At 68.8% G+C, this 25,061-nt stretch carries 21 protein-coding genes; 12 read left to right on the top strand and 9 right to left on the bottom strand.

Going from position 1 to position 25,061, the window contains the following annotated elements:
• Positions 1–64: 64 nt before the first annotated feature.
• From NCW75_10160 to NCW75_10145, 4 genes are read left to right on the top strand one after another with little or no spacing between them, the layout of a single operon-like run.
• Positions 65–1,060, top strand: coding sequence for a UDP-2,3-diacylglucosamine diphosphatase (locus NCW75_10160; protein ID UYV11660.1), 996 nt, complete (start codon positions 65–67; stop codon positions 1,058–1,060).
• A gap of 21 nt (positions 1,061–1,081) precedes the next feature.
• A complete protein-coding gene (gene pxpB / locus NCW75_10155) occupies positions 1,082–1,723 on the top strand; it encodes a 5-oxoprolinase subunit PxpB (protein ID UYV11659.1) in 642 nt (213 codons plus the stop codon).
• Positions 1,720–2,604 (top strand): biotin-dependent carboxyltransferase family protein, encoded by an 885-nt coding sequence (locus NCW75_10150; protein UYV11658.1) that lies wholly within the window; start codon positions 1,720–1,722, stop codon positions 2,602–2,604. The genes pxpB and NCW75_10150 overlap by 4 nt, the downstream gene beginning before the upstream one ends.
• Before the next feature lie 4 nt (positions 2,605–2,608).
• Positions 2,609–3,367: a LamB/YcsF family protein gene (locus NCW75_10145; GenBank protein ID UYV11657.1), complete on the top strand. Its 759-nt coding sequence runs from the start codon at positions 2,609–2,611 to the stop codon at positions 3,365–3,367.
• Between the two features lie 17 nt (positions 3,368–3,384).
• Here the strand turns inward: NCW75_10145 and NCW75_10140 are convergent, their stop codons facing one another.
• Positions 3,385–5,097, bottom strand: coding sequence for an acyltransferase family protein (locus tag NCW75_10140; protein UYV11656.1), 1,713 nt, complete (start codon positions 5,095–5,097; stop codon positions 3,385–3,387).
• 351 nt (positions 5,098–5,448) lie between these two features.
• Here NCW75_10140 and NCW75_10135 point away from each other — a divergent pair, with 351 nt between their 5' ends.
• The gene (locus NCW75_10135) at positions 5,449–5,973 is read left to right on the top strand and encodes a hypothetical protein (GenBank protein ID UYV11655.1); all 525 of its coding nucleotides are present in this window, start codon (positions 5,449–5,451) and stop codon (positions 5,971–5,973) included.
• Entirely contained in the window at positions 5,970–6,437 is a 468-nt protein-coding gene (locus tag NCW75_10130) for a DUF4085 domain-containing protein (GenBank protein ID UYV11654.1), read from the top strand. The genes NCW75_10135 and NCW75_10130 overlap by 4 nt, the downstream gene beginning before the upstream one ends.
• A gap of 12 nt (positions 6,438–6,449) precedes the next feature.
• Here NCW75_10130 and NCW75_10125 read toward each other — a convergent pair whose 3' ends face one another.
• Positions 6,450–8,567 (bottom strand): hypothetical protein, encoded by a 2,118-nt coding sequence (locus NCW75_10125; GenBank protein UYV11653.1) that lies wholly within the window; start codon positions 8,565–8,567, stop codon positions 6,450–6,452.
• A 78-nt stretch (positions 8,568–8,645) separates the two neighbouring features.
• Positions 8,646–9,410 carry a hypothetical protein gene (locus tag NCW75_10120; protein ID UYV11652.1) on the bottom strand — a complete coding sequence of 255 codons (765 nt, stop codon included), beginning with the start codon at positions 9,408–9,410 and terminating at the stop codon, positions 8,646–8,648.
• A 408-nt stretch (positions 9,411–9,818) separates the two neighbouring features.
• On the opposite strand from NCW75_10120, the gene NCW75_10115 reads away from it, so the two are divergent.
• The gene (locus NCW75_10115; protein ID UYV11651.1) at positions 9,819–10,154 is read left to right on the top strand and encodes a barstar family protein; all 336 of its coding nucleotides are present in this window, start codon (positions 9,819–9,821) and stop codon (positions 10,152–10,154) included.
• 144 nt (positions 10,155–10,298) lie between these two features.
• Positions 10,299–12,902 carry a hypothetical protein gene (locus tag NCW75_10110; GenBank protein UYV11650.1) on the top strand — a complete coding sequence of 868 codons (2,604 nt, stop codon included), beginning with the start codon at positions 10,299–10,301 and terminating at the stop codon, positions 12,900–12,902.
• Positions 12,903–13,003: 101 nt separating this feature from the next.
• On the opposite strand, the gene dnaK is transcribed toward NCW75_10110, so the two are convergent.
• The 3 genes from dnaK to NCW75_10095 all read right to left on the bottom strand — a co-directional run bounded on the left by dnaK (position 13,004) and on the right by NCW75_10095 (position 17,150).
• Entirely contained in the window at positions 13,004–14,914 is a 1,911-nt protein-coding gene (gene dnaK, locus NCW75_10105; protein ID UYV11649.1) for a molecular chaperone DnaK, read from the bottom strand.
• A 179-nt stretch (positions 14,915–15,093) separates the two neighbouring features.
• On the bottom strand, positions 15,094–16,539 hold the full coding sequence (locus tag NCW75_10100) for a hypothetical protein (protein UYV11648.1): 1,446 nt from the start codon (positions 16,537–16,539) through the stop codon (positions 15,094–15,096).
• Entirely contained in the window at positions 16,536–17,150 is a 615-nt protein-coding gene (locus tag NCW75_10095) for a hypothetical protein (protein ID UYV11647.1), read from the bottom strand. Before NCW75_10095 ends, NCW75_10100 begins: the two co-directional genes overlap by 4 nt.
• 89 nt (positions 17,151–17,239) lie before the next feature.
• Here NCW75_10095 and NCW75_10090 point away from each other — a divergent pair, with 89 nt between their 5' ends.
• Positions 17,240–17,797: an NAD(P)H-binding protein gene (locus NCW75_10090; GenBank protein ID UYV11646.1), complete on the top strand. Its 558-nt coding sequence runs from the start codon at positions 17,240–17,242 to the stop codon at positions 17,795–17,797.
• 16 nt (positions 17,798–17,813) lie between these two features.
• Here NCW75_10090 and NCW75_10085 read toward each other — a convergent pair whose 3' ends face one another.
• Positions 17,814–18,119 (bottom strand): hypothetical protein, encoded by a 306-nt coding sequence (locus tag NCW75_10085; GenBank protein ID UYV11645.1) that lies wholly within the window; start codon positions 18,117–18,119, stop codon positions 17,814–17,816.
• A 126-nt stretch (positions 18,120–18,245) separates the two neighbouring features.
• On the opposite strand from NCW75_10085, the gene NCW75_10080 reads away from it, so the two are divergent.
• Both NCW75_10080 and NCW75_10075 read left to right on the top strand, forming a co-directional pair.
• Positions 18,246–19,556, top strand: coding sequence for a radical SAM protein (locus tag NCW75_10080; GenBank protein UYV11644.1), 1,311 nt, complete (start codon positions 18,246–18,248; stop codon positions 19,554–19,556).
• Between the two features lie 292 nt (positions 19,557–19,848).
• Positions 19,849–20,667, top strand: a complete 819-nt coding sequence (locus NCW75_10075; protein ID UYV11643.1) for a hypothetical protein — start codon at positions 19,849–19,851, stop codon at positions 20,665–20,667.
• Between the two features lie 266 nt (positions 20,668–20,933).
• Here NCW75_10075 and NCW75_10070 read toward each other — a convergent pair whose 3' ends face one another.
• Both NCW75_10070 and NCW75_10065 read right to left on the bottom strand, forming a co-directional pair.
• A complete protein-coding gene (locus NCW75_10070) occupies positions 20,934–22,748 on the bottom strand; it encodes an integrin alpha (GenBank protein UYV11642.1) in 1,815 nt (604 codons plus the stop codon).
• Positions 22,749–23,024: 276 nt separating this feature from the next.
• Positions 23,025–24,419, bottom strand: a complete 1,395-nt coding sequence (locus NCW75_10065) for a hypothetical protein (protein UYV11641.1) — start codon at positions 24,417–24,419, stop codon at positions 23,025–23,027.
• A gap of 156 nt (positions 24,420–24,575) precedes the next feature.
• Between NCW75_10065 and NCW75_10060 the strand changes: the two genes are divergently transcribed.
• Complete coding sequence (locus NCW75_10060; protein ID UYV11640.1) at positions 24,576–25,046, top strand: hypothetical protein; 471 nt, start codon at positions 24,576–24,578, stop codon at positions 25,044–25,046.
• Positions 25,047–25,061: the final 15 nt, after the last annotated feature.

Below are 25,061 nucleotides of genomic sequence, written 5' to 3'. Positions count from 1 at the left end.
AACATTCACGCAAAACCGTGCTTCATGAGACGGAATTCAGTTGTCGACTGCCGAAGAATACTGCATGGAGGAACCGCGAGACACTTGTGACATTGGAACTCCGCCCGGGGCCAATCCCGCCGGGGCGGTCTGGACCGAGCCGGCGGTGGTACGCGACCCGGTGACCGGGACCGAACGCCTCGACCTCCGGTACCGCACCATCTTCCTAAGCGACCTGCATCTGGGCAGCAACGGCTGCCAGGCCAAGGAGCTCAGCGCCTTTCTCAAGTGCGTGCGCTGCGAGACGCTGTATCTCGTGGGCGACGTCATCGACATGTGGCGCCTGAAGAGCAAGTGGTACTGGCCGGGCAAGCACAACCGCGTCATTGGCCGAATCCTGAAGATGGCGCGCAAGGGCACGCGGGTGGTGTACATCCCGGGCAACCACGACGAGGGGGCGCGGCAGTACGCCGGGCTGAACTTTGGTGGGGTCGAGTTGATGCTCGACGCCGAGCACCTGACCGCCGACGGGCGACGGTTGTACATCAGCCACGGCGACCAGTTCGACATGGTGGTCAAGCACGCCAAGACGCTTTCGATGCTGGGGTCGGCCAGCTACGAGCTGCTGCTGCGGCTCAACCGGCACTACAACCGCGTGCGCAAGCTGCTGGGCCTCAATTACTGGAGCCTGAGCCAGTTCCTGAAGCTCAAGGTCAAGAGCGCCTGCACCTACATTAGCAAGTTCGAGGACGCCCTGACCGACGAGGCCAAGCGCAAGGGCTTCGACGGCGTGGTGTGCGGGCACATCCACAAGGCCGAGATCCGCCCCGACGCCAGGCACGAGGGCATGATGTACTACAACTGCGGAGACTGGGTCGAGAGCTGCACCGCCCTGGTCGAAGATTTCGACGGGTCGATCCGCCTGCTGGACGGCAAGGCCGTGGTCGAGCGGATGAGGCAGTACGGCCAGCTCTCGACCAAGAAGGGTAAACGCGAGCGGCTCCGCCGGCGCGTGATCCCCGCCGCCCTGCGAGCCGACACACGGCCTACTTATCTGCCTGCGGTCGCCACGGCACAGTGATCGGAGCTACTACTCTTGGTCATGGCCGGGCCAGGGGATTTCGACATCCAATGGACGAGCGAGCGCAGCCTGCGCGTGTCCGGTCCGATGCCCGCGCACGCGGCCGCCGGAGTGTTGCGGGGCGTCTCGGGGATCCGTGACGTGGTGCCGACCGAAGGGGCGGTGTACCTGACGGTCGATCCGTTGGGGGATGTCACGCCGGACAAGCTCGCCCAGAAGTTGAAAGGTGTTGAGGGTCGTCCTGCACCCGAGCCCCGGGTGCATGAGATCGCGGTGTGCTACGAGCCGCCGCACGCGATGGATCTTGCGGAAGTTGCCAGGCTCTCGGAGATGGCCGAGCACGAGGTTGTCGAGGCGCACACCTCGACGGAGTTCACGGTGGCATTCCTCGGGTTCGCGCCCGGGTTTGGGTACCTCACGGGCTTGCCCGAGCGATTGCACGTGCCGAGGCTGGCGTCGCCACGCACGCGGTTGGAGGCCGGGAGTGTGGGGGTGGCGGGCCCGTACAGCGGCGTGTACGGGCTGCCCGGCCCCGGCGGGTGGCGCATCATCGGGCGCACGAAGGCGGTCATGTTCGGCGTGGAACGCGAGGAGCCCGCCCTCTTGCGCGCGGGAGACGTCGTGCGGTTCAGGTCGATTACGGCCCGCGAGTTCGACGCATGAGCCTCCGCGTGGTTGAGATCAGCGGCGTGGCGAGCGTGCAGGATCTGGGCCGGCTCGGACACGCGCACGAGGGGGTGCCGACAAGTGGCGCGGCTGACCCACTTTCGTTGCGTGTAGCGAATCGGGTCGTGGGCAATGCCGATGGAGCGGCCGGCGTCGAATTGGCGATGGGGCGGATGAGGGTCGAGGCGATGCGATCCATCGCGGTCGTCTGCTCATCCGGGGGCCGGGCGTTCGAGGCAATCGAACTTGAAGCCGGTGCGTCGATCGAGTTTGGCCCAGATGATGGCTTGTGCCGGGCGTATCTCGCGGTCGCGGGTGGCTTGGATGTGCCGATGGTGCTGGATTCGCGGTCGACACTCGCGAGCGCCGGATTTGGAGGGCTGCAAGGCCGGTCGCTCGGGGCTGGTGATGAGTTGCCGATTGGCGGTGCGATGCGCGGGCCCAGCGCTCTTCCCTCGCACGTCCGCGCGATGTTGGAGCTGGCTTCGAGGAGTCGTGTGCTGCGGGTGGTTGCCGACGGTGCCGAAGCCGAGCCGCCCGCCGGGCTGTTGAGGGTGTCGCCGAAGGGTGATCGTGTCGGTATACGCCTCGATCGCGCCGGCGAGGGGAACGCCGTCGAGACCGGGCCCAGCCGGGGCGTCATGCACGGCACCATCCAGGCACCGTCGTCGGGCGAACTGGTGATCCTGGGTCCCGATGGACCGACGACCGGCGGCTACGCGACCGTGGGCACGGTCATCGCTGCCGACCTGCCGGCGGTGGGGCAGTTGGTGCCCGGGCAGTGGGTGAGATTCGAAGTTGTGGGACGGGAGGACGCACGCGAACTGCTCGTGCAGCAGCGTTTGACTCTCGATGCCGCGATCGCTCCCGTACAGTGACAGCATGGACGATGCGAGCCTGCTTGGACCCGCGATTGACCTGAACGCCGACGCGGGCGAGCTTGATGAGCTGCTCGAGAGCGATCTCGAATTGCTCGGCGTGGTGTCGTCGGTCAACATCGCCTGCGGCGGGCACGCGGGGTCGCCCGAGTTGATGCGCGGCGTGCTGAGGCGGGCGGCCGACCGGGGTGCGGGGCTCGGGGCCCATCCGGGGTACGCGGATGTCGAGGGATTCGGGCGGCGCGAACTGGGGCTGGACTCCAGCGCCATCTACGCGTTGTGCCGCGAGCAGGTCGCGCGATTGGCGCGCGTGGCGGCGGAGACGGGGCTCTCGCTCTCGCACGCCAAGCCGCACGGGGCGTTGTACCACCGGGCGATGGCGGACGCGGAGGCGGCCGAGGCCGTGGCGCGCGGGTGCCTCGATGCCGTTGCCGAGGTCACGGGCGATCCGTTCGCGGACCTGGTGTTCTTTGGTTTGCCAGACACGGCCGGATTCGGGCAGTGGTCGGAGATGGACCTGCGCGTGGCGCGCGAGGGGTTCGCGGATCGTGGGTACGCCGATGGTGCGCTTATCCCCCGGGACCAGCCCGGCGCGGTGCTGGCCGATGCGCAGGAAGCCGCCGAGCAGGCGGTGCGGCTCGTGCAGAGCGGGCGGTTCGACACGCTGTGCGTGCATGGGGACACGCCGGGAGCGCTGGCGATGGCGGGGGCGGTGCGGGATGCCCTGCTTGGGTGTGGGGTTCGGGTCGAGGGTGGTCGATAGCCGATCGATGCACGCGGCTATGGCCCCGTGCGACGCGTCCGCGGCCCGTTCAGCATCCGCCCGATCGCCGTGTATCGCACCATGAGCTGGTAGCTCGCGAGCAGCACTCCGGTCGTGATGAGCACGATGAGTGGCAGCTTGACCGCCGCGGGCAGGTCGAGGTTGCGCACCAGGATCTGGGCGGCGATGATGAGCGGCAGGTGGGCGACGTAGAGCCAGTAGGACGCGTCGGACAGGTAACGCACGCCCCCGGTCACGCCGACCCGTTCCCGGCTGAGGGCGCACTCGAGCAGGCCGATGAGGCCGAAGATCATGAGCCATGCGTAGAGCGATTGGCCAGCGACCGCCAGGACGTGGACGGTCGTCGCGTGCCCGGCCAGGGCCTGGGCGAGCGCCGGCGGCCAGGGGGTCTTCAGGCACAGCGACATCGCTGGCACGAGCACGGCGATGGCCAGGGGGAGCGTGAGCCACCAGCCCCGGCCGAGGCGGGCGGTCGCGCCGCGCGCGGTGTAGAGCATGGCGCCGGCGCCAAAGAAGATCGCGTAGTACGCCAGCACGCGGGGGATGGGCAGCAGCCCGGCCGAGGTATCCGGGCCGAAGCCGACCTGCGTGCCGCCGGCGTTCATGGGCCACTGGGCGAGCATCGTGAGCGGCACGAGCCAGAGCAGGCAAGCGGGCGGAGACGCGAAGACGGTGATCGCGCGTGGCAGGCGGATGCCCTTGAATGGCCGAATCAAGAGGGCCACAAGCGCATACCCCGGCACGAGCCAGCACAGGAACCACAAGAACCACAGGTGGTGGAACACCGGGAAGTCGAACAGCAGGCCCTTCACGAGGCGGATCAGTTGGTTTGGCGGCGGGCTGGTGTCGACGGGCGTCGGGCCCGCGGCCAGGATCGCCCGGATCTCCTCGCGGCCGGCCTGGACCTGCTCGAAGTCGACCGAGATGCGCAGCAGGCCGGCGATGAAGTCGGTCGTGCCCTTGCCGTGGCGCATCGTGTCGGCGGGGGTCTCGCCTGCCGGGCTGCGCACGTTAACGGGGGCGCCGGCGTCGATGAGCCGTTTTGCCGCGTCGGCCCTGCCGAAGAAGCAGGCGGTATGCAGCGGCGTGTTGCCGTCGCCGTACGCCGCGGCGGGGTCGGCCCCGGCTTCGAGTAAGTGGGTCACCGCGTCGGGCTGGTCGCCGACGACCGCCCAGGCCAGCGGGTTCATGCGATAGGTCGGGTCGAGCGCGTTGGGATCGGAGCCGTCCTCGTGGTGGCGGCGCAGGGCGTCGATGTTGCCGACAGCGGCGGCGGTCCAGATGTCCAGATCAGTGGCGGGTGCGCCCTCTGCGGTCTTGCTCGTGGGCGTCGTGGCGCTCGACTGGGCCCAGATCGACACGCCCCACACCAGCGGCACGACGGTGACCATGCCGACCGCCAGCGGCAGCGCGATGCGCTTCGCACGGTGCGAGAGCAGGCCAGCCAGCCCACGGCGCTGGGCCAGCATGGCGGTGAAGTAGCCGCTGAGCAGGAAGAACAGCGGCATGCGGAAGCCGTGGATGGCCATGACGACCAGGCCGAGCGCCGGCGCGCGGCTGCGGTCTTGCACCGGCCAGATTGGCGTATCAAAGAAGCTGAGGGCGGCGTGGAGGACGATGCCCAGCAGCATGGCCATGGCGCGCAGGGCGTCGAGGTCGTGTCGGCGGGGGGTGGCCGAAAGAGCAGGTTCGGGGTTGGGCGATGGCATCGGGCCAAGTGTACCGGCCGGGTTTGGACAAACTGGGCCGCGCAGTGCGGAAGTTAGGTAACCTTGTGCGCGATTCTGATGTTGTGTTGGTGGGTCGTGGCTGCGCGAACCGAAGAGGATCCGGACGATCCGCGGGCCGCGTCGCTCAACGCCGCCCGCGCACGATCGGGAGAGAGAGGGCGTGGCCATCCCGGCTGCGCCGTCCCCGAGGGGCCCATCGGGTCCCGTCCGAAGCCTGGAACGCAGTGTTGGAGAACCTTCCCGGCTTTCGGACGCCCAGGTGGGTGAAGCTGGGCGTGTTGGGTGTTGTGGGGTGTGAGTATGAGCCGGCTCACTCCGTACACTTCTCGCATGCACGTCGTCGTTCCATGGATCCACTACGTCCAGGACGTCTGGTGGCCCCAATTGCCGAACGAGGACGATGGCTTCCTCGTCATGTTCTCGCTGCGCCACGCCATCGCGGTGGTCGATGTCTCGTGCGAAGATCCCGAACCCCTGCGTCCGTTCGCCGCCGACGCCGAGCTGTCGGCCCTGCTCGAGTCGGTGCGTCGCTATCCGCCCGCATTCGCGCGGGCGCAGCATCGGGCGAATCAAGCTCCGTCGACCACGTCGCCCGAGGGCTTCTTGGAGATGCTCACGCGCGTGATCGCCGAGGAGTTGCAGCGTCAGCCCACCGACCGGGCGGCGCTGGTCCGCTCGAACGCCGAGGAACTGGGCTACCGGTCCAAGGGCGAGTACGTCTGGGCCCTGAGGCTCTCGCCCGATGGCACGCGGCTGGTATGGGCCTGCGACGATGGGAGTTGCTACACGGATGACGCGGCGGGGTTCGACCTCACCGACGAGCTGAGGCGGCGGCTGCTCGGAGATGGGTCTTGAAGTTCTTCACCTTCGGCTGGTGGTGGGGCGGGCAGAACCCGAATGGCCCAAACCCCAACGATGCCTCCAACGCCTACCGAGCCCACCTCGACACGATTCGCGACCGCTTGCCGGCCGACGTGCTGCGGCTGGAGGGTGAGCCGGACGAAGGCGTGTCGATCCACGACGCCCGGCTCGTCTCGCTGGGCATTGACGCGGCGGCACACACGCTCACGCTGGTGCTCGACGGCGATGATGGGAGCGGCGGCGCCCGCCGGTTCACGCTTGGCTACACCGGCGTGCGCTCCTTCCACAGCACGCAGAGCGACGCCCCCGCCCTGCCCGGCCCCACCGGCTACGGCGACCTGGGCTACTGGGAAGCGCACCTGGCCGAGGGGGCCTTCGAGCATCGCTTCCTGTTCTCGACGGGGATCGAGCTTCGTGTCGTGTTCGAGGGGCTCGGCCTCTCGCTGCGAGATGGGTGATGGGCCGCCGACCTACAGGCAGCCCTGATCGAACAACGTCTGGTATCGAAGGTAGTCGTTCAGGTTTGCGTCGCCGCTGTCGTCGTAGTCGGCGCTCGGGTCGCCGCGGTTGAAACGGTTGATGAATTCGAGGAAGTCGAAGACGTTCAGCCGGCCGTCGCCGCCCAGGTCGGCCGGGCAGCGCACGCACGGCGAGAAGTCGTGGAGCCGGACCGTCTCGTGGAACGTCGTTTCGAGCAGGGCGAACGTGTCGCCCTCGCCGCCACCAGCCCCATCGCCGATCCAGGCCACGCCGACGGTGTTGGGCTGGTGGATCGCGCCGGCGTAGACCGGCTGGGCGGGGTCGGCGATGGACCAGAACTGCAGGCGGCGGTCGAGCCGGTCGTGGCTGATCAGCACGTCGCCGCGGCGCGACAGCAGGTGGTCGTTGGCGGTCAGCATCTCGCTCTGGCCGATGACCACCGGTGCGGTGGGATCGGAGAGGTCGATGACGTCGATCTGCAACTGCACGACCGCGTAGAGCAGGTCGCCCGACAGCACCATGCCCCCGGCCACGGCGGCGGTGGGGTACCGAGCCAGCTCAATGGGCGTGGCGGGGTTCGAGACGTCGAAGACGACGATCTCGCGGTCGGTCCGCGTGTGCATGGCCAGCAGGTCGCCCGAGGCGGCCATGACTTCGGGGCAGCCCGGGTCGATGACCTGGCCCAGCACGCGAGGGGCGGCGGGGTCGGCGATGTCCAGGATCGCGATGCGGCCCGTGCATCGGACCGCCGCATACAGCCGGTCGCCGTCGATTGCGAAGGCGGTGACCTCGTCGCCGGTCATCAGCGACGAGGCGAGCACCGGGTTGGCGCGGTCGGCCAGGCTCCACAGCTCCAGGCGGTCGGGCAGGCCGAGCGCGAGCGTGTCGTCGTCGGCGGCCATCGCGCCCGCCGCGTCGTCCATAGGTATGTCGCGCACGAACTCGGCGGCGGCGGGATCGGTCGCGTCGACCACCAGGATGCCCGGGGGGTCGCCGGTCACGCTGGCGTAGAGGTACGAGCCCGAGGCGACCAGCGTGCGCGCCACCGGCCCGCGCGTGGTCGTGGCGATCGAGCGCTCCGAGCCGACCCCCGAGTCGGAGAGATCAAGGGTGGCCAGCCCGCGGCCGGTCAGGACGGCGTACTGGCCGATCAGCACCGGGCCGCCCGAGCCGGCCGAGGTGTACGCGCGGAGCGTGCGCAGGTCGGCCGGGTCGCCCGCGTCGAGCACGCGCAGCGCGCGGCGGCCGTCGGGCAACTGGCCGGGCTCGGCCGACTCGATCAGCAGCGTGCCGCCGCGCCGCACGATCGAGCGGCAGTCGGGTGCGTCGAGCGTGCCGACGATCTCCGGGCTTGTTGGATCGCTCGCGTCGACCACCAGCAGGCCCGGGTCGTCACAGCCGATGTACACGGTGGTGCCGTGCACCTCGATGGTGCGCGCTTGCGCCCCGAACGGCAGCGAGGCGAGCGGTCGCGGGCCAGTCGGATCGGCGATATTTAGGATCTCGAGCACGCCGTCGGTGGTCAGGACGTGCAGCAGGTCGCCGGCCGCGGCGAGCAGGAACGCGCCGGGCAGCTCAACGTCGCCCAGCAGCGGCAGCGCGGTCGGGTCGGTGGCGTCGTACAGCTCCACGCGCTGCTGGTCGGAGGCCACCGCCAGCACGGCCGCGGCGGTGCTCCCCGAGGGGGCGGCCTGGGCTAGGTTGGTGATGCGGGCGGTGGTGCGGTGCTCGGCGATCTCGGCGGGGCTGGTCGGGTCGGTCAGGTCGATCGAAACGACGAGCCGGTCGTGGTAGGACCACGCCGTCTGGCCGACGACACTCGCGCCCTTGTACGGCCAGGGCAGGTCGAGGTTGGCGACCAGCCGCAGGTCGGTCGGGTCGCTGGCGTCGATGACGCGCCAGTCCTCGCCGGGCGCGAGCAGGTACCGGCCGTCGCGGACGAGCTCGGCAACGGGCGTGGGTGGGACGAGGATCGCTTCGACGTAGGCCCCCGCCTGGCACAGGGCGCTGCGGGTGTCCTGGGCCGCGGCGGGCGGGGTGGCGGACCCCAGAAGCAGATTGAGACCGATCAGGGCCGCCGCCGGGCGGCTTGTGAGATTCGTACGCATGGTCTCTCCTCCGGCAGGCCGTGCCGCCGCGTGAGGATACGGGATGGCGATGGTGGGCGTTTCGGCGTGGACGCGGCTTTATGCCGCCCCGCGTCCCGACGACGCGCGGGGCATCGGCACCGCACCGATCCCCTCGCCCGCCCGGCAGCCAAACTCGACGGTGACCGGGTTGCTCCAGGCGCTCGCGCGGCCCGAGGTCCGGTGCGCCCGCACGCGGTAGAGCACGGTGGCGACGCCCCGCGGCACCCTGCGGTCGCGCACGCGCTGGTGGCCCGTGCTGGTGACGTGCTCCCAGGGCGTCCGCGGCCCTTCGAGCGGGACCACGCTCCGCTGGATGTCGTAGAAGACGCGCTCGCCGCAGGGCGTGAAGCGCAGCTCGATGGGGCCGTACGCCAGCGTGCGCACGCGCTCGAGCTGCGGCGTGGGCGGGGCGGGCCGCGCGCCGGGCTTCTCGGGCGGCGCGATGAGAGCGGTGGCGTACACATCGGGGTCACCAGTGGTCTTGGCGTAGGCGTCGATGGTGCCCGTCGCGGCGCCGAAGCTCGCGCGCAGCTCCGCGACCGCGGTGCGCTTGTCGTGCATCGCCGCGTCGAGCGCCGCTTGGGCCCGCCGCACCGCCTGGGCGGCGTCACGGGCCCCGGCCTGCTTCTCGTCGAAGGCCCCCACGGTCTGTGGCGTCATGCCGATGTCCGCGGGGTCGATGGCGTTCCAGCGATCGGCCAGCATGCGGCATTGCAAGAGGAACGCCGCCTCGCCCTTCTTCGCCCGCCTGGCCATTGCCGAAGCTCCGCCGCACGGTGACACCCGACCGCCGCCCGGCCCGATGCGGGCGGCCTGTTCCATGGTCGGCACGATCCGGGGCCGGCTTGAGCGGATGCGCCGAGCGAGCGCGAGAATGCGTCGCCGGCCCGCGCGGACGCGTCGATGGGGGGTGCGGACGCGTTCTTGGGGCGGCCGGACGCGTCCTCGGAGGTCGGGAACGCTGTCCCGGGGGTCGGGACAGCGTTTCCAGGGGGCCAGGACGCGTTGGGACCGGTTCAGGATGTACGGGGAGGGGCTCTTCGGGCGTGGGATGGGGGTTTTGGGGCTCTCGTCGTGGCCCTCGGGCGGTCCCGGCCGTCTGGGCCAGACGCCCTCGCACTCGTTCTGGCGTCGCTCGTGGGGTACATTGTCCCCCTGGGCGCCACCGATGGGGTCCGATCGGGAAGCGACGCTCGCCCTGGTTGTCTGGGGCGGGGAGGAACGGCGGCGATGGTGCTCCGACTCGATGCCGACCGCATCACCGACTGGAACTCGTTCCACAACGTGTTCGCCGAACTGCTGGGGTTCCCGGGCTTCTACGGACGCAACATGGCCGCATGGATCGATTGCCTGACCAGCCTGGACGAGCCCGCCGATGGCATGACAACCGTCCACGTGGAGCCGCCTGAGGTCCTCACGCTGCACATCGATCACGCCGCCGCGTGGTCGCGTCGGTCACCCGAGATGTTCCGCGCGATGGTGGACGGCGCGGCGTTCGTCAACTGGCGCCGGTTGGAGATGGACCAGCCGCCGGTGATCGGCCTGTCGTACTTCGAGGCCCAATGAAGGTGGCACGGTCCGACTCGGGGCCGGAGACCCTGGCTCTGATCCGCCCGCGCCCACCAAAATCCCTTTGCAAAAGCCGGCCTTTCTGGTATGCTGCCCGTTGGACACCCACGAGCATCCGAACAGACCCCGCGAGGACACGCCATGACGATTCGATCAGAACGCGCACGCCCGATATCCCGCCCGCTCGCCCGCGTGATGCTTGCGATCGTGACCCAGAGCCTGACCCTGTTCCTGGCCGTCGGCGAGACCGCGTTCGCCCAGTCGTGCGTGCCCACCTGGGCCGAGGGCGTCTTCTGCGTGGAAGGCCTGGATTGGGACGTGCGCGCCGCCGTCGCCTTCGACGACGGCACAGGCGAGAAGCTCTACGTCGGGGGCGATTTCGTGACGGCGGGCTGCGAGGTGGTCAACCACGTGGCGGTCTGGGACGGCACGCGGTGGGCGGGGCTGGAGGGGTCCGATGGCGTGGGCGTCGACCGGATCGTGTGGTCCATGGCCGTGTACGACGACGGGGCTGGTCCGGCGCTGTACGTGGGCGGAGAGTTCCGAACCGCCGGCGGGGTCCCCGCCGAGTACCTCGCACGGTGGGACGGCTCGGCGTGGTCCGCCGTGCAGGGGGCTTCGGGGGCGTCCGCTCGATCGGGCGTCGACGCCCTGCACGCCGGGGATGATGGCTCGGGGGCAGCGCTCTTTGCCAGCACGCGGCTGAGCGCGGCCGGCGGCGCGCCCTACGGCGTAGCGCGATGGGACGGCGGCGATTGGTCCATGGTCATGCCCGCGGGCGGCTCGGGCTTCGCGCGGCCCAGTGGCACCTCGGGCAGCATCCAGACCATCGGGACCTTCGACGACGGCTCGGGACCATCGCTCTACGCGGGCGGCCTGTTCGAGACCGTCGATGGCGAGCTGGCCAACAACCTCGCCCGATGGGACGGAACCGCGTGGCGCGGCCTGCGCACCCCAGGCGGCGGGACGGCCGGCGGCACGGGCGTGGATGGCACCGTCTACGACCTGGAGATCTATGACGACGGCCGGGGCGATGCGCTGTACGTGGGCGGCTTCTTCCGGGAGTTCGAACGCGGGGCCACGGCGAACTACATCGTCCGATGGGATGGCGCCGACTGGGAGACGCTCGATGGTCCCAGCGGCACGGGCACGACCAACGCCGTGTTCGCGCTGGCCACCTTCGACGATGGCCAGGGCGAGCACCTGTACGCCGGCGGCCAGTTCTTCTCGGCCGGCGGCGTCTTCGCCGATGTGGCGCGTTGGGACGGGGCGCAGTGGTCGGCGCCGCCCGGTGACGTCCGTTCGGATTTCGACGGCCGTGTGTACGCCCTGGCGGCATGGGATGGCGGCGACGGGCCGGCCCTCTTCGTGGGCGGCGACTTCGAGCAGATCGACACGATTGGCGCCCTGCGGGCCGCGCGGTTGCGTCCGGGGGCGGGGTGGGAGAGCTTCCTGCCGATCGTGGGCAATGGGCTCAACAGCGTGTCGGACCTTCTGGTGTCGAACGAGGGCGGCGTGGACGTGTTGTACGCGGCGGCCGGCGCGTTCGAGCCATCCGGAGAGATCCGGAGCATCTGGGCGCGGTGGACCGGCGAGCGATGGGTCGAGCCGGTCACCGAGGGCGATGCGCGTGTGTGGTCGGCGCGGGTGATGCATGAGTTTGATGATGGGGCCGGCGACGCCCTGTATCTGGCCGGTACGTTCCGTACCCCGAGCGGTTTGGACGTTGGCACGCTCGCGCGCCGCGAGGGCCTGCGTTGGCAGCCATTGCTCGGCCCCGGCGGTGGGGGCGCCACCGGCGGCAGCATCAGCGCGCTGGCCGGCTTCGATGATGGAACGGGCCCGGCCCTCTATCTCGCGGGTGGGTTCACCGAGGCGGATGGCGCGGTTGTCAACCGGATCGCGAAGTGGGACGGTGCGCAGTACGTGCCCCTGGCCGGCCCCGCCGGTGTGGGCGTCGACGGCCAGATCAGGTCGCTCGCTGTCTTCGATGATGGGAACGGCCCGGCGCTGTACGTGGCTGGCAACTTCACGCAGGCGGGCGGCGTCCCGGCGAGTTCCATCGCGCGTTGGGATGGATCGGCATGGTCGGCGGTCGCCGGCCCGATGGGCGAGGGGCTTTCACGGGAGGCCTGGGGGCTCGCGGTGTACGACGATGGCTCCGGCCCCGCGTTGTATGTTGGCGGCCTCTTCGACACGGCGGGCGGGGTGGAGGTCGACCGCATCGCGCGGTGGGACGGCGTGCAATGGACGCCGCTGGTCGCGCCCGGGGGCATCGGCGTCCGCGGCCGCATCGAGACGCTCGAGGCGTTGGTCGATTCGAATGGGCCGGCGTTGTATGCGGGCGGCTCGTTCAGCGGGGCCGGAGGTCGGACGGTCAATCGCATCGCGCGGTGGGACGGCCAGGACTGGTCGCCCCTCGAAGGTCCGAAGGGCGTCGGTGTGAGCACGCAGGTCGACGCGATCGTCAGCGTTGTCGAAGGAGGCCGTGCGGCCGTCTATGCGGGCGGACGGTTCCGGGTTGCCGGCGGTGTCGCGTCGAGCGCGATCGCGCGCTGGTCGTGCGAGGCGCCCGCCTGCCCCGCCGACCTCGACGGCGACGGCGCCCTCACCATCTTCGACTTCCTCGCCTTCCAGAACGCCTTCGACGCGATGGACCCGGCGGCCGACTTTGACGGCGATGGCGCCTTCACGATCTTCGACTTCCTGGCGTTCCAGAACGCGTTCGATGCGGGGTGCGTCTGATCCTTGCCGATCATCAAAGAAATCGATTCGATTGAAAACGCCGAGCGTTGGCAAGCCAGCGCTCGGCGTTCGTGTTCTTGAAAGGCTTGGACTGGCGAGACCTACTTGTCCTCGTCCTTCACCTTGAACTCCGCGTCGATCACGTCGTCGTCGTTCTCGGCGGCATCCTTGGGCTCGGCCTGGCTGGCGGCACCGTCGCCGCCACCGGCGGCGGCCTGGGCCTCGTACACGGCCTTGCCCAGCTCCATGCTGGCGGTCTCGAGCTCCTTGGTCGCGGCCTCGATGGCGGCGATGTCGTCCTCCTTGAGCTTGCTCTCAAGATTCGACAGGGCGCTCTCGATGCTGCTGCGGACGTCGCCGCTGACCTTGTCGCCGTGCTCGTCGAGCGCGCTGCGGGTCTGGTGCAGCATGCTGTCGCCGCGGTTCTTGGCTTCGACCACCTTGCGACGCTTCTCGTCCTCTTCGGCGTGGACCTCGGCGTCACGCTTCATCTTATCGATCTCCTCCTCGGACAGGCCGCCCGAGTTGGTGATCTTGATGTCCGCGCTCTTGCCGGTCTTCTTCTCGGTCGCGGTGACCTGCAAGATGCCGTTGGCGTCGATGTTGAACTCGACCTCGATCTGCGGCATGCCGCGGGGTGAGGGCGGGATGCCCTCGAGGTCGAACTGGCCCAGCAATCGGTTGTCGCTGGCCATCTTGCGTTCACCTTGAGAGACCTTGATGGTCACGCTGGGCTGGTTGTCGGTGGCCGTCGAGAAGGTCTCGCTCTTCTTGGTGGGGATGGTCGTGTTGCGCTCGATGAGCGGGGTCATCACGCCGCCCATGGTCTCGACACCCAGCGAAAGGGGCGTGACGTCCAGCAGCAGCACGTCCTTCACGTCGCCCTTGAGCACGCCGCCCTGGACGGCGGCGCCCACGGCCACCACCTCGTCGGGGTTCACGGTCTTGTTGGGCTCCTTGCCGAAGATCTCCTTGGCGATGGCCTGCACCTTGGGCATGCGGGTGCTGCCGCCGACCAGCACGATCTCGTCGATCTTGCTCGCGTCGAGCTTCGAGTCCTTGATGGCCGCCAGGCAGGGCTCGCGGAGCCGCTTGTACAGGTCCTCGCACAGGCTCTCGAACTTGCTGCGCGTCAGCGAGATCTGCAGGTGCTTGGGGCCGGTATCGGTCGCCGTGATGAACGGCAGGTTGATTGAGGTCTCCTGCATGGTCGAGAGCTCGACCTTGGCCTTCTCGGCGGCTTCCTTCAGGCGTTGCAGAGCCATGGCGTCGTCGCGGACGTCGACGCCCTCCTGCCGCTTGAACTCGTCGGCCAGGTAGTTGATGAGGCGCTGATCCCAGTCGTCGCCGCCCAGGTGGGTGTCGCCGTTGGTGCTCAAGACCTCGAACACGCCGTCGGCGACGTCGAGGATGGAGATGTCGAACGTACCACCACCAAGGTCGAAGACGGCGACCTTCTCGCTCTTCTTGCGGTCGAGGCCGTACGCCAGCGCGGCGGCGGTGGGCTCGTTGATGATGCGCTTGACGGTCAGGCCCGCGATCTCGCCGGCGTCCTTGGTCGCCTGCCGCTGGCTGTCGTTGAAGTAGGCCGGGACGGTGATGACCGCCTCGGTAACCTCCTCGCCCAGGTAGTCCTCGGCGACCTTTTTGAGTTCCTGGAGGATGAACGCGCTGATCTGCTGGGGCGTGTAGCTCTCGCCCCGCACGGTGACGTTCACGAACTCGTCGGGCCCGCCGGTGACCTCGTAGGGCACGTTCTTCTCTTCGCTGGCGACCTCCTTATGGCGGCGGCCCATGAAGCGCTTGATCGAGTAGACGGTGTTCTTGGGGTTGGTCACCTGCTGGTGCTTGGCCTGCTGGCCCACCAGGCGCTCGCCCTTGTCGGTGAACGCGACGACCGAGGGGGTCGTGCGGTTGCCCGAGGCGTTGATGAGCACCTTGGCCTCGCTGCCTTCCATGACGGCCACGACCGAGTTGGTCGTGCCCAGGTCGATTCCGATGATTTTTGACATGGTTGTGGCCCTCCTTACAAGACCGGCCGGCCGGCCCCGCGGCCTTCCGTACTCAGAGGTGTTGCAAGGGCGATGCCAACGGAAATCATGCGGCCCAACGGCCCTGAAACGCCGCGAGAGGGGTGTCGGGATGCAGGCCCTGGCAACCCGGTGCCGATCTGGCAGGCTGCCATTTGGAGTCAGGGTGGCGGCGGTGGCGGCGGGACGCCGTCCGCGGCCGTCCACGGGCCGGTGCCGCTGGTCATGGTGTTCAGGTCGGGCAGGGGCGGCAGGCCGGCGGCCACGCGGCTCGTGTTTTCCATGCCGATCCTGTACATCGGTAGCATCGAACTCGACTGCCAGCCGGTCATGTGGATCGAGTGCCAATCGCCGCCCGGCGTCGCGGGCATGACGATGAGCAGTGTCAGGCCCGGATCGTCGCCCGGCTTGATGCCGTGGTGGGTGAAGATCAGCCGACCTACGCGATGGGCGGTTACGTCGGCCGGCCAACTTGATGTAATGGCCGCCAGCGCCGCCTCGCGATCGCGCGGTCGCATGGCTTCGAGGGTGCTGGCGGTGTGCGAGCCGATGGTCACGTCAGGGGTCGAGGGCTCCGAGAAAGCGCGATGCGTGATGCCCATCGCCGGGTCCATGAGGCCTGCGCCGTGGAGAGGGGGAGACCCGTAATTCACGCCGTACCTCAACTCGTCGACGAGGGCGACGACGTCAGGGTCGAGCCCGGTGCCCTGTGCCCAACCGGGCGGGGGCACGGGGCTGTAATATGAACTGGTGGTACCCAGGCCACCCATGGTTCCGAAGATCATCCACGCGTACAGCCCGATGCCCGTGGCGGCGGTGATCACCGGGAGCACGAGCGTGGCCACGATGGCCGAACCCAGCCGGCACTTGTGCGCCGCCCGCACCGCCGCGGGGGCGCACGCCGTCCAGGCGACAAACCCCAGGAACCAGCCCATGCACGGGATGAGCGCGAACATCCACGCGCCGCTGGTGAACGCGATGGCCTGGAGCGTCCGCCCCATGCCGTCGGGCGTGGACTGGCGGAACAGCTTCAGCACGCCGTGGGTGACCGCCGCCCACAGGAACATGTACAGCGCGGGCACGAGCACGCCGGAAATCAGCATGAAGGCCAGCACCCCAACGCCCGAGCCCCCGCTGGCGATCATGAGCAGGACGCCCATTACGATGCCCAGCAGCCCGGCCATGAAGAAGTTCAGCGACGCGAAGACCACCGCCTTGCCCGTGGTGCCGAAGACTGGTGTCGCCTCGAGCATCCGTCCCGGCTGGCCGATGCCCGCGGCGATCGCGCCGAACCAGCGGCGCTTTCGGTGCGGGTCGAGCCAGGGGTTGGTCGATCGCGTGGGCTCGCGCTTGCCCAGCGCGTCGGCCGGCAGAAGCAGCATGTCGTCGATGGTGACGTGCCCGCCGCACGACACGCAATCGAATTCGCTTGGCTCGAGCTCACCCTTCTCGCCCGTGCCGTAGTAGGCTTGCGAGCAGTGCGGGCAGCAGAACTTGACGGCGTTGGCCAGGAAGTCGAACTCGCTGGGCTTGAACGGCCGTCCGCACTCGGGGCAGGGGCCGGCCTTGAGGTTCCACAACTCGTACTCGCAGCCGGGGCACTTCATGGGTTGATGCGAGCCTCCTCGCGGAGCTCGCGCCGGTGACCGGGCAAGACCAGCCAGATGATCAGGAATGTTGGCCACGCGATGGCAAACAGCCCGCCGATGACCCCCATGGCCAGCCCGAAGCCCGACCCGAGCACGGGCATCGCCGGTGGCGGCGCGCCGCCCTGGGACTGCTGGGCCATCTGCTGCTGCATGCCTTGCATCTGCGCTTGCTGCACCTGCCACTGCACGATCGAATTGGGGATGTGCAGCACGACCACGATCACGAGGAACGCGATCGCCAGAGCCATCGCGCTCGGCCGGCGTCGCAACAGTTGGATGCCAAGGGCCAAGTGGATCACCGTGATAAGGAATCCGGCGATCGACAACGCGATCAGCGCTCCGGTCAGGTGGGCCGGCGGCTTCATCCACTCATCGATCGGCAGATGCTGCATCGCGAACACGCCGGCGGTCTGGAACAGCCGCATCAGCAGCCCGACACCCGCGAACACGCAGCACAGGATGCCCAGCACCTTCGGCCAACTTGATCGGTGGGCGGCCAGCGGGGCGGTCGGCAGCGTGGGCGGTGCATGAGCCGGCACGGCCGGTGGCGGGGCAGGGTCGTGTTCCATGGCGAGGGCTCCCGGCAAGGGTGATCGGCGTGCGGACTGGGGACAGCATACCAGCCATCGGCCGGATCGGCGCACCGTATTGTCTTTCGATGAACGCCCAAGACCATTCCACCCCCGGGGACAATAACAGAGCGCTCGTGGTCGGCGGCACGGGCATGCTCGCCGGCGTGGTCGAGGCCCTGGCGGCCCGAGGCTGGCAGGTGGCCGTGTTGGCCCGGGGCCCAACGAGGCTCGATGCGCTCGCAAGCCTGCCCGGCGTGACGCCGCTCAGAGCCGATTACACCGATGCGAAGGCGTTCGCAGACGCCGTGCGGAGCGTGCTGCCGGTTGATGTGGTCGTCGCGTGGGTCCACTCGACGGCCCCGGAAGCGCCCCAGCAACTGGCCTCGCTGGTGACCGGGCTCGCCGATTCCGTGGACTTCTACCACGTGCAAGGCAGCGCCGCGGGGCGGGCACCGGGCGACGACGAGATCGCCAGCGTGCCCGGCGTGGCGTACCGGCGGGTGGTCTTGGGCTTCGTCGTCGATGCCGGCCGCTCTCGGTGGCTGACCGACCAGGAGATCAGCCAAGGCGTGCTGGAAGCCATCGATCGGAGGGCGTCCTGGCATGTGGTCGGGCAACTCGAACCGTGGTCTCAGCGGCCCTGAACATGCCTGGCTCGGCTTAAGGGTTTGCTTCGAGCCGATCTTGATGAACTATCCGGACCAGTCGCAAGCCCTTGCATCCCCGGCACCAGCCGAGGGTTGCCTTAACCGCCGACCGGTTGCCGCCCAGCCGGATGCCCCCGACGCTGGCGAGCGTCCGGGTCCGGCCGCACCGCGTGCAGCAGGCGTGCCAGCCAGGGGCGAGTTGTTCGGGCAAGTCGGCGGGTGGGGTCGATCGGATGATGCGGGCAAGCCTGGGCCATACTACAGCCGCGACGGCGATGCCGCCAATGAACGCCAGGATGACCCAGAGCCAGAACGTCATGCTGCTAATGTACTCGGAAACGGGGCGATCCACTTCCAAATCGAAGTCCTGATAACGTCGGACGGGTTGGTATTTTGTATTTTCAGGAATTTTTGAAACTTGATCGCCGATTGCTATGATTTGAGCATGTCGATCGCACCACTGCCCATCCCGACCACGGCTTCCCTGTCCGATCCTCGCTTGGAGGCCATCCGATCGAAGGTCGAAGCGGGGCAGCGTCTCTCGCTCGACGACGGCGAGGTGCTGTACGCCACCGACGACGTCTGGGGCGTGCTCGCGCTGGCCGACTTCGTCCGCCGCCGCATCCACGGCGATGCGGCCTACTACAACATCAACCGCCACATGAACTACAGCAACGTCTGCGCGCTGAGCTGCAAGTTCTGCGAGTTCTACCGCAAGAAGGGCGACGACGGCGCGTACACGCGCGACATGGACTACATCCGTGATCAGGCCAAGGGTGCCATCGAGAGCGGCGCCACCGAGATGCACATCGTCGGCGGGCTGCACCCCTACCTGCCGTGGGACTATTACACCGAGATGATGCGGACCATCAAGGAGGCCGCGCCCACCCTGCACATCAAGGCACTGACCGCCGTCGAGATCGTGCATCTTGCGAAGATTGCGAAGAAGTACAAGCGCGACGACCGCCAAGCCGGCATCCGCTGGGTGCTCAGCGAGCTCAAGGCCGCGGGCCTCGACTCCCTGCCCGGCGGCGGGGCCGAGGTCTTTGACGACCGCGTGCACGACGAGGCGTACAAGGGCAAGATCCGCAGCGACGAGTGGCTCGACGTGCATCTGGTTGCGCACGAGCTTGGCCTGAACACCAACGCGACCATCCTCTACGGCCATATCGATCAGCGCCGTGAGCGGCTGGTGCACATGGAGATCCTCCGCCGCGCGCAGGATCAGGCGCTCGAGCGGTTGGGCTACACGGGCGAAGACGGCTTCATCGAGCCCGGCCTTCCCGCGACCGCCAACGTCACCGCGCCGGTCATCACGCTCTCACGTGAGGGCACACCCAAGCCCACGCCCGCCATGGCCGCAGGCAAGGCCGGCTACTTCCAGACCATCACGCCCCTGCCCTTCTTCCCCGACGGCAGCGAGATGGAGCACCTCTACGGCCCGACCGGTCTGGAGAACCTGCGCACCATCGCCATCGCCCGCCTGATGCTCGACAACTTCCCGCATGTCAAAGCGTTCTGGATCATGCAGACCCTGAGCATGGCCCAGTTGATGCTTGAGGCCGGCGCCGACGACATCGACGGCACTGTCGTGTGGTACGACATCACCAAGGTCGGCGGCGCCAGCACGCACCAGGAGACGACCAGCCTCGACCTCCAACGCGCCATCCGCGAGGCCGGCTTCACGCCCGTCGAGCGCGACACGCTGTACCGGCGTGTGGAGCGGGAGGGGAAGGAATGGCGGGTGGTCGAGTAGACGACGGCTCCGGCCGAGCCCCGAGCGCAAGCGAGCGGGTCTTTGGCGCCCGGTCCTAAGGAGATCCCCGGCTAGTGGCTGGGGCTCGGATGGAGCCAGAACACCATCTGTTTCAACCACTTCCACCCACACCCGACACCAACCGTCAAGATTCCATGAAACCAGCCACCCAGGCCAGGTTCCGGCCGGGCTTGAGCGGCGGACAGCGATAGGATTGCGCAAAGATTGCGCGTGGGGCGGTGTGGCTCCACGGCGACCCATCCTGGCTCATTCCCAACGGAGAGAGACGATCATGAAGACCGCCTTCGCCCTCGTGGCCCTGGCCGCCGCCGCCACCACCGTGTCCGCCCAGAGCGACGTCGCCTACTGGTCCTTCAACAACCAGTCGCTGCCCGGCGGCGGCTTCGGCTACACCGCCGACGAATTCCCCTTCCCGGCCGAGTTCGGCGATCAGGCCGGCACGGCCGAGATCTCGCTGATGGGCGGCATCCTCGACGAGACCACACTCAGCGGCGGCGGCGACGAGGTGCTCCGCTGGGTCCAGTCCTTTAGCGGCACCGACCTGGGTGCCCAGTTCGGCGAGGGCAGCGGCGGCTCGCTGGCCATCCAGGGCGGCACCGACACGTTCAACAACGGCTCGATGGTCATCGCCAGCTTCAACGCCGCGGGCCTCGAAGACCTCGCCTTCCAGTTTGATGCCCGCCGCACGAGCACCGGCTTCAGCATGATCACCATCGACCTGTTCGACGGCGGCACGCTCGTCTCGACCATCGAGGCCGGGCTCGACCTGACCGGCGACTTCGCAACCCAGATGTATGACATCAGCGACCTGGACGGCGTCGCGGACGCGCAGATCGTCCTCACGCTCGACGGCGCGACCAGCACGAGCGGCAACGTCCGCACCGACAACTGGTTCATCCAAGGGGGTGCCGGCACCGGCGGCTGCCGCGCCGACCTCGACGGCGACGGCGTGCTGACCCTCTTCGACTTCTTGCAGTTCCAGAACCTGTTCGACGCAGGCGACCTGGCCGCCGACTTCGACGGCGATGGCAGCCTGACTATCTTCGACTTCCTCGAGTTCCAGAACGAGTTCGACGCCGGCTGCCCGTAAGCCGCGGCAGTTCCGAGAATAACCCACCGGCCACGCAGCGATGCGGGGCCGGTTGTCGTTTGGGGCGAACCGGTCTGGGCCGACCGAATTCCTCGGCGTCACCGCGCACGGCCTGGCGTGGACCATGCGCGCCGCATCTATCGAACGCATGTGACGCATCGTGCGCGAGCTCGTCAACAACCGCTCGGCCTGCGGCTACCCGTGCGAGGGTCTGACGACCAACGCCTGTCCCGAGCGTGGTACGGCCCAACCCTCGCGATGATTATCTACGGGCAGCCGATGTCGAACTCGTTCTGGAACGCGAGGAAGTCGAAGATGGTGAGCGCACCATCGCCGTCAAAATCGGCCAGCAGATCACCGTCCTGGAAGAGGTTCTGGAACACCAGGAAGTCGAAGATGGTCACGGCCCCGTCGCCGTCCATGTCCACGCGGCATGAGAGCGCCCCGCGCCCGAAGACCACCGCCACCTCGCCCGCGCCATCGCGCCCACCGGGCGACGCACCGGCCAACCCCAGCAGCAGGTCGTCGCGCCCATCGCCGTTGAGGTCGGCCCGGCCGGCGATGGAGTCGATGCCCACGCTCCCGCGGATCGTGAATCCGAGTACGCCGTCGAGTTCGGTCACATTCATGACGTCGGGGAAGCCGCCGCTGCTCGCCGTGTCGCGACCAAAGAGGACATGAGCCCCGTGGATGTCGGTCGCAATGAGATCGTCGTAGCCGTCACCGTTCACATCGCCCGCGCCGGCCACGCGCGTGCCGAGCAAGTCGCCCACGGCCGCACCGTTCAGGCGGAATCCCTCGCCCTCGCCCGGGTCGATCAGATCGATCAGCGGGGCCAGCCCGGGGCGACCGAACACCACCAGCACCGCGCCGCGCGAGCGTTCAGTATCGCCCGATTCTCGGCCCGGCTCGCCGATGGCCAGGTCATCGATGCCATCGCCGTTGATGTCGCCCACGACGGCCACGGCACTTCCGCTGCCGGCCAGCTCACCAGAGCCCACGAGTTGGATGCCCAGGTCGCCATCCAGGTCGTCGCGATCGAGTTGGTCGGGAAACCGTTCGCCCGCGGTGGTGTCTCGCCCGAAGATGACATAGGTCGCACCGGTAAGCTCGTCGTACGCGTGCGAGGGCGCGATGGTGTACTCGCGGGGCGTCCCGAACACGGCGTCGGCAAGCCCATCGCCGTTCACGTCGCCCACTGCCGTCGAGGTGCCGCCCCCGTTGGCGTACCAGATCGAGTTGAAGACGAATCCGCTGCTGCCATCGAGGTCGTCCGCGCCGAGCGATTCGGGGAACGCGCCACCGCCAGGAGCGCTGCGACCGAAGAGCACGTAGCTGTCGCCGTAGCAGTAGCCCTCGAATGCCCCCGCCGCTCCGATGGCTACGTCGTCCACGCCGTCGCCGTTGATGTCGGCGCCGCCGGCCACCGCCGACCCGCTTTCGGCGAAGATGCACGGCCCGAACACGGCAAAGCCGTCGTTCCCTCCGAGCGTCGCGACGTCGATGGACGCCGGGAACGCCCCACCCGCATCTTCGCGTCCGAAGATGGTGTACGACACACCCATCGGGTAGGGCCCCTCGTAGGGGTTGCCCGGCCAGGTGAAGGGCGCGCCCACGAGCGCATCGCCGAAGCCGTCACCGTTGATGTCGCCCGCGCCGGCAACCGCGAAGCCAAGGCGGTCGCCCCATGCCGTGGGTCGCGAGGTGAACAGCCGCGCACCGGTTTCGCCATCGAGGTCGGCCAGGCCCACGCGCGCCGGCCACGGCGTGCCGCGACCGAAGACCAGGTACGCCTCGCCCGGCCCATCGGCCCCGCCAACGAACGGCGCGCCGATCATCGCGTCGGCGATCCCATCGCCGTTGATGTCGGTCGCCGCCGCGACCGCCAACCCAGCCGAATCGCCAGCCGCCACGCCCTCGAGCGCGAAACCAGTCGTGCCGTCGAGCGTGCTCAGATCGAACACGGCGGGGAATGGCTCGGCCAGCGGATCGTCTTGTGGGTCTGCAAACGCCGACCACGAACCGGCCATGCCAGCAAGCGTCGCGAGCAGGATCGAACGGCGGTCTGGGGCCTGCGGCATGGTCTTTCTCCTCTTGTCTCCCCGCGGAACTCCGACGAGCGGCAGGGCAGCGCCGGCAAGCCGCTACGACTCAAAATCGGCCAGCGACCCGTCCAGATTGAGGGGCATCGCCGTCGCGACGCACAAGCACGCGCCGCCCCTTTGTGTTCCTGCCCATAACGACATCCGCTTTCTCGGACCAGAATACAGCCAATCCCCGGGCGATGCAAGCGCAATTTTGCCATGCCGGGGCTCTCCAAGCCCCTGGTGACTTCGTGCCATTGCCTGTCCTGGATGTCAGTTTCCTATTTCGGCCGGGGAATCACCAGCACGACCCAGCACCAACGCCGCGCATTGCCCGCCCAACGCGTGCGTACAGACGAGCACGCGGCGGAGTTGCATCTCGCGCGCCGGGGATGAGTTCGTTTTCAGATTGCCCCGGCCTGCCCCCGGCTGCGCCCGCGCCGGCAAGTGCTGACGCTCCAACGCCATCGCCGCGGCGGCCACCAGCAGCGACCCACCCGCCGCCATCGTCTCGCCAATCATCGGCCCGAGCCAGAACAGCTCAACCCCTCTGGCGTGATCCCCAAACGCTGCGTGCAGCGCCCGAGCCTCGGCCTCATCGAGCGCCACCTCACCCGCGCCGTGGCAGAAGACGGCGTCAATCTCCCCCGGCCGCACACCCGCATCATCCAAAGCCCGCCCGATCGCCTGCGCCAACGCATCATCGAGCCCACCGGCCGAGCCCCCGGCCGTGGCCCCAAGCCCCGCCATCACCGGCCCGCCGTCGCTCCAATTCGTCGGCACAGCCTGTGCCGCGCCGAAGCCCAGCAGTGTCGCGATCGTTTTGGCACTTCGCGCATCCGCCGCCTCGGGCGTTTCCAGGAAGCAGATCGCCGCCCCCTCCCCCGGCACGCTGCCCTGTGCATCGGCATCAAAAGGCCGCACGATCCTCGAAGGATCATCAAGACCTGCCGTCTCTACCAATCGCCCCGCCAGCCGCAAACGCTCGATCGCAAGGTGGTTCACACGGCTGTCGCCGCTGCCCGCCAGGCTCGCATCGGCATCACCCCGCTCGATCACGCGCATCGCTTCACCGATAGACAGCAGCCCGCTGGCCTCGCCCGCCGTGATGGTGTTGCTGGGCCCCTTGGCCTGATGCAGGATGCTCACGTGGCACGCCAGCATGTTGGGAAGGTACTTGAGCATCCACAGCGGGGTGAGCTGGCCCATGCCCGTTTCTCCCCACTTGCCCATGTCCCAGTTGCCGTCCTCGTCGGCCGCCGCGTGCATGGCCCGGGCGAGCTCGGGGATTTCCGGCGCGATCAGCGCCGCCCCCACGTGCGTGCCCAGGCGATGGGGCGGGTAGGGGGGCGTTGCCCCTTCCTCTTCGTCCGTTCCGCCGATGGTGCCTAACCGGGCGCTCCGCGCCGCCTCGTTCGCCGCGACGACCGCCAGTTCGGTATCCCGCGCCATCACCCGCGCAAACTTCCGGTAGCTCTTGGGCAGGTGGTCCTTCATCGCCAGCTTCGGGGCCTCGGCGGCGTACTGGCAGTAGAACGAACTCGCGTCGAGCGTCTCCGGCCGCCCGATCGCGCACCGCCCCGCACAAACGCCATCCCAGAACGCCTCCACCCCAACCCCGAACGGGCTGACAACCCCCAATCCCGTGATGGCAATCGGCGTGGCCATGGGGCCACTGTAGATCCCCGGGTGCCACGGCTTGCCCGTCTTCGGCAAGCCGTGCTCCGCCCTCGGCCCCCCAAACCACGGCTTGCGAAGACGACAAGCCGTGGCACCCAGCCCGCCTGTCAGCGCCCAAGCCCCACCCTGCCGATACGGTCTCTCGTGGCCGCACGCTCACCCATATCCCGATTCGACACCGGCTGGCCCCTCGTGCTGGCCGGCCTGGCCCTGGTCGCCGCCGTGGTGCTCATCCCCGCGTGGGAGCAGCTCGAGCGGACCCGCTTCGAGCGGGACAAGCTGCTGGCCATGGACGCCCAGGGCCGCGAACGCATCCGGCGCCAGGCCCGCTACCTGGCCGCCCTCGACCGCGGCGACGAGGCCCTGGTCCGCTCGCTGGCCCTGGATCAGATGCGGCTCGTTCCCGCCGGCCGCACCGCCGTGCTCGAGCCCCCGCCCCCCGGCCCGGTCGACGTCTACGCCCAGCTCGAACCCGCCCCGGTGACGATCCGGGCCGTCCGCCCGGCCGACAGCGTCCTGGCCCGCCTCAGCCGCAGCGACCGGCTGCGGCCGTGGCTGCTGGGGCTCGGGGCGTTGATGGTGCTGGTGGGGGTGCTGCCGCAGGGGCGGAGGTAAGTATCACGCGTTGCT

This window comes from Phycisphaera sp., from assembly GCA_025916675.1.
Lineage (GTDB): Bacteria > Planctomycetota > Phycisphaerae > Phycisphaerales > UBA1924 > JAHCJI01.
This window is presented reverse-complemented; position numbering and strand designations above follow the sequence as displayed.